The organism is Rhodopirellula maiorica SM1 (assembly GCF_000346295.1).
GTDB classification, from domain to species: Bacteria; Planctomycetota; Planctomycetia; order Pirellulales; family Pirellulaceae; genus Novipirellula; species Novipirellula maiorica.
In genome coordinates, this window is the sequence record NZ_ANOG01000642.1 from 1 (window position 1) to 1071 (window position 1071).

Genomic DNA, 1071 nt, shown 5'->3' on the forward strand with positions numbered 1-1071 from the left:
GCAAACCGATCAATTCAATCACGGTCCTGCCCAGTTGATGGTCCACACCGGGCAATCGCGAATTGGATATCCGTCGATTGGGTCGTGGACGACGTGGGGGCTGGGAACCGAAAACGAGAATCTGCCGGGATTCTTCGTGCTGCTTTCCGGCGGTCGCCAGCCTCGTGTGGGCAAGGCACTGTGGAGCGGTGGTTTTCTGCCCTCGGTATATCAAGGAGTCCAATGCCGATCGCAGGGGGACCCGATCCTGAACATTTCGAATCCCGATGGCGTCACTCGCGATCGACGTCGTACGATGCTCGATGCATTGAATCGATTGAACCAGCGGAACAATGAAGATTTTGGTGATCCTGAGACGCTCACCCGAATCGCCCAATATGAAATGGCGTTTCGGATGCAGTCCGCCGTCCCCGAAGCGATGGACATTCGCGACGAACCGGCGCACATTCACGAGATGTACGGCACCGAGCCCGGCAAAGAATCGTTTGCCAATAACTGCTTGCTCGCTCGACGTTTGGCCGAGCGTGATGTCCGCTTTATCCAATTATATGACTGGGGATGGGATTCCCACGGTGCGGGCAAAGCCGAGGCGTTGAACGAAGGGTTTAAAGACAAATGCAAACAGGTTGACCAACCGATCTCGGCTCTTCTGACCGACCTGAAACAACGAGGCATGCTCGAGGATACCTTGGTGATTTGGAGCGGAGAGTTTGGTCGCACGCCGATGCGAGAGAATCGGGGCGGGACTGAAATGCGTTTCGTTGGTCGCGATCACAATCCCGGTGCATTCACGCTGTGGATGGCTGGCGGCGGCGTCAAGCCCGGCTACAGCTACGGTGAAACCGATGCCGTTGGTTACTCACCGGCTGAAAACCCCGTTCCGCTGCGCGACTTTCACGCCACGCTGTTGCATCTGCTGGGCTTTGATCACAATCAATTGAGTTATCCGTTTCAGGGTCTAAATCAGAAATTGACCGGCGTACAACCCGCTCGCGTTGTCCATGATGTCTTGGCCTAGGCACCTGCGATTTATAAGTGCTGAAAGTCTGGCTCCCCTCGCTTCCGCCGGGC

At 56.1% G+C, this 1071-nt stretch carries 1 protein-coding gene; it reads left to right on the forward strand.

Annotation, left to right across the window (positions count from 1 at the left end):
• On the forward strand, positions 1-1018 hold a 1018-nt coding region (locus tag RMSM_RS20615; protein ID WP_040768585.1), incomplete at its 5' end, for a DUF1501 domain-containing protein.
• Between the last annotated feature and the right edge of the window lie 53 nt (positions 1019-1071).